5 protein-coding genes are annotated in these 3,552 nt (G+C 67.9%); all 5 read left to right on the top strand.

The window, feature by feature from the left end:
* On the top strand, positions 1-587 hold a 587-nt coding region (locus Vlu01_RS27275; protein WP_204004998.1), incomplete at its 5' end, for a hypothetical protein.
* 41 nt (positions 588-628) lie between these two features.
* Positions 629-1,507 carry a diiron oxygenase gene (locus tag Vlu01_RS27270; protein ID WP_204004995.1) on the top strand — a complete coding sequence of 293 codons (879 nt, stop codon included), beginning with the start codon at positions 629-631 and terminating at the stop codon, positions 1,505-1,507.
* Positions 1,504-1,752, top strand: coding sequence for a phosphopantetheine-binding protein (locus tag Vlu01_RS27265; protein ID WP_204004992.1), 249 nt, complete (start codon positions 1,504-1,506; stop codon positions 1,750-1,752). Before Vlu01_RS27270 ends, Vlu01_RS27265 begins: the two co-directional genes overlap by 4 nt.
* Positions 1,749-2,576 (top strand): class-II aminoacyl-tRNA synthetase family protein, encoded by an 828-nt coding sequence (locus tag Vlu01_RS27260; protein WP_204004990.1) that lies wholly within the window; start codon positions 1,749-1,751, stop codon positions 2,574-2,576. The genes Vlu01_RS27265 and Vlu01_RS27260 overlap by 4 nt, the downstream gene beginning before the upstream one ends.
* Positions 2,576-3,535 (top strand): NAD(P)H-dependent flavin oxidoreductase, encoded by a 960-nt coding sequence (locus Vlu01_RS27255; RefSeq protein ID WP_204004988.1) that lies wholly within the window; start codon positions 2,576-2,578, stop codon positions 3,533-3,535. The genes Vlu01_RS27260 and Vlu01_RS27255 overlap by 1 nt, the downstream gene beginning before the upstream one ends.
* The last annotated feature ends 17 nt before the right edge of the window (positions 3,536-3,552 follow it).

Raw genomic sequence — 3,552 nt, 5'->3', positions numbered from 1 at the left:
AGGGACCCGACGTGGTTCGGTTCGGCGGTCACCTTGAGGAGATCACGCCGCTCGCGCCGAGCGAGGGGTCGGCGGAGTACGCCGCGACCGTCACCAACACCGGCGCGCGGACCCCTCTGGTCTCCCCGACCTTGCGGAAGGTGACCCGCGACTACCTGAGCGCGGGCTACCGCTGGCAGATGATCCCTGTGCCGATGCAGGCCGACTACGCGCTCGTGCACGAACTCGGTGTGACGAGCTGCATCGCGGCGAGCCTGCTGCTGGCCGAGCGGTTCCGGGCTGCGGGATACCGCGCCGAGGCGAAGCGGGGCTGGTTCACCGGGGTGCTCGGCGGCGCGCTCGACCTGCCGCACGCCTGCGTCGAGGTGACTGACGAGGACGGAGTGACCAAGACGGTCGACATCGCCAAGGCGCAGCTCGCGGCGCGTCTGTCGGCCAACACCGAGCAGTTCCAGGAGCTGTGCCTCGGATCGATCTACAACAAGGTCATCCCGTCCACCGCTTCCGGCAACGCGTCCTTCGGACGCCACGAATGCGGTTCGCCGCAGCCAGCGTTGGTGCGTGCCGACATCCGGTCGGCGCGGTGAACCTGACCTCTTGAACCACCTATCGGGGAGGACGACTGACAATGGCGGTACGAGAGATCGAGCCGATCGAGCTGGAACTGGACCGGCTCGAGCACATGGCCGAGTCCGGCTACTACAACCCGTACACGTTGTTCGACTGGCCGGACGCCATCGAGCCCGACATGCCCTGGATGAGCGAGAGCCTGACCACCCTCGCGGGTACGCCGATGTGGGACGAGCTCACCCGTGAGCAGCAGATCGCGCTCACGAAGTACGAGGCGATCAACTTCTTCAGCCTCAACATCCACGGCATCCGCGAGCTGATGAGTGAAGTCGTGATGCGCATCCACGAGCGGACCTACGCGAACGTATCGGAGTTCCTCCACCACTTCATCGGTGAGGAAAACGAGCACATGTGGTTCTTCGCGCAGTTCTGCCTGCGCTACGGGGGGAAGCTCTACCCGGCCCAGCCGACGTTGCAGGCCGACTCGGTGGAGCACCTGTCGCCGGTGGCCCGTGAACTGGTGGTGTTCGCCCGCATCCTCATCTTCGAGGAGATCGTCGACCACTACAACGCGTACATGGCCACCGACGAGTCGTTGCCGCACATCGCCCGTGAGATCAACCGGGTGCACCACCAGGACGAGAGCAGGCACGTCGCGTTCGGCCGGATGATCTTCACCAACCTGCTCGGCCAGGTGGCCAAGCGTGACCCGGCCGAGGTGCCGTTGGTCGCCGAGTACCTGGAGAACTACCTGCGGTACAGCATCGCCACCCTCTACAACCCCGCGGCCTACCGCGACGCCGGCATCCCGGACGCGTTGGCTCTGCGGCGCCGTGCGCTGGAGCACCCGGCCCGTCACGCCGCGCACGAGCGGATCCTCAAGCGGACGCGCACCTTCCTGACGAAGGCCGGTGTGGGCAGGGAACTGGTCAAGTGAGAACCGAACCGATGCAGGCGGTGCGGGAGTTCATCCTGGACCGCAACCCCAAACTCGAACGGCTGGACGACGATCTCGACCTGATCGACAGCCGGGCGATCAACTCGCTGGCCTTCGTCGAGTTCATCTTCCTGCTGGAGGAACTCACCGGCGAGTCGATCGACCCCGAGGACCTCGACCTCGACGACTTCCGCACCCTCAACGCGATCGGGGCGCGGTTCCTGAAGCAGAAGGCGGCGTCATGACCACCGTTACCGACAATGGCCTGAGGGTTCTCGACGGTAGCCAGCTGCGGTTGCTGCGGGCGGTCGACGCGGTGTTCCGGCGCCTGGGGGACGGCTGGGGCGCCGAGGAGTTCCGGTTCCCGTTCCTGCTGCGTACCCGGGACCTGGACACCTTCGACTACTACGACAACTTCCCGCATCTCGGCTTGGCGGCCGCCCGACTCGACCCGGAGCGGGTGGGCACCCTGCTGGCGACGGCGTCCAGGCCGCTGGAGCAGGTGCCGGCCGACGTGATGCGGTCCGCCGAGTTCGCCCTGCCCTCGGCCGCGTGCTACGCGATCTACCTCGACCTGGCCAACTCGGTGCTGCCCGTGGACGGAGTTCTGCGGACCACCATGGGCACCTGCTTCCGTAACGAGGAGCACTACGACGGCCTGCAGCGCCTGCTCGGCTTCTCCATGCGGGAGATCGTCTTCATCGGTCAGGAGGAGGGGGCCAAGCAGCACCTCGGTCGGGCCAAGGACGCGGTGTTGGCGCTCTGCGCCGAACTCGGCCTCGAGGTCAAGCTCGAAGTGGCCACCGACCCGTTCTTCGACAAGAACAGCGGCAAGGCGAAGATGCAGCGGCTGTTCCCGGTGAAGGAGGAGTTCGTCGTGGAGGGCCTGGCCATCGGCTCGGTCAACTACCACCGGAACTTCTTCGGGGAGCGATGCGAGATCCAGGCCGGTGGCGACACCGCCCACACCAGTTGTCTGGCGTTCGGCGTCGAGCGGTGGGTGCACACGCTGACGGCGCGCTTCGGCAGTGTCGAGGCCGCGCTGTCCGCCGTGGAGAGCCTGGGCTGATGCGATCGAGCGTGGCGACCGTACTCGGCACCGACGTGGCCCTGCTCCAGTCGGGCATGGGTGGCGTCGCGGGCACGGAACTGGCGTGCGCGGTCTCCAACGCGGGCGCCGCCGGCTGCGTGGGCGGTTACAAGCTCATGGGCGAGGCGCTGTCGGCGGTGCTGGGCCGGCTGGTCGAGGGAACGTCGCGCCCGGTCGGCGTGAACCTCATCCCGGAGGTGGTCGGTCCCGACGACCTCGCCCGCCAGGTGGGTCAGGTACTCGCCGAGACGCCGCCGTACGTCTACGTGTCGCTGTTCGGCATGCCCGAGGAGGCGGTGTTCGACCAGGTCGCCGCGTCCGGCCGTGCTCTCGTGGTGCAGGTCGGCACCGTCGAGGACGCAGTGCTGGCGGCGGAGCGAGGTGCTGTTGTGGTGGCGCAGGGCACCGAGGCGGGTGGGCACCTGCTCGGTGTGTCGCGCCGGGACGAACTGGTCGCCCGGGTGCGCGACCGCCTGCCCAACGCCTGCGTCGTCGCGGCGGGCGGCATCGGGTCGCCGGCCGACGCGGCGCAGGCGGTGGCCGCCGGAGCCGACGGGGTCCTGCTGGGAACGGCGTTCGTCGTGGCGCGGGAGTCCTGGGCTCACCCCCACTTCAAGGCGGCGGTCTGCGCGGCCGACGGTGCCGACACGGTGATCACGGATGTCTACGAGATCGGGTGGCCGGGTCGACGCCACCGGGTGCTGGCCACACCGGTGACCGAGGACCCGGGACAACCGAAGAAGTTCATCGGCCGGACGTCGGTCGAGGACCGGTCGTATCTGGTGCCTCGCTTCAGCGCTGCGGTGCCCACCGTGGCTACCACCGGCCGGATCGAGGAAATGGCAATGTACTGCGGCCTGTCCTGCGGCTCCGTCTCCGACCAACCGTCGGCTGCCGATGTCGTCGCCGGATTCGCCGAAGTCCTTCCTGTGGCTTGACGATTCTCAACGTAATT

Source organism: Micromonospora lutea, from assembly GCF_016863535.1.
Classification (GTDB): domain Bacteria; phylum Actinomycetota; class Actinomycetes; order Mycobacteriales; family Micromonosporaceae; genus Micromonospora; species Micromonospora lutea.
This window is presented reverse-complemented; position numbering and strand designations above follow the sequence as displayed.

What these genes read in the sequence shown, in the direction of transcription:
- Vlu01_RS27270 (WP_204004995.1), top strand. Translation starts at nt 629, where the DNA reads ATGGCGGTACGAGAGATCGAGCCGATCGAGCTGGAACTGGACCGGCTC.
- Vlu01_RS27260 (WP_204004990.1), top strand. Translation starts at nt 1,749, where the DNA reads ATGACCACCGTTACCGACAATGGCCTGAGGGTTCTCGACGGTAGCCAG.
- Vlu01_RS27255 (WP_204004988.1), top strand. Translation starts at nt 2,576, where the DNA reads ATGCGATCGAGCGTGGCGACCGTACTCGGCACCGACGTGGCCCTGCTC.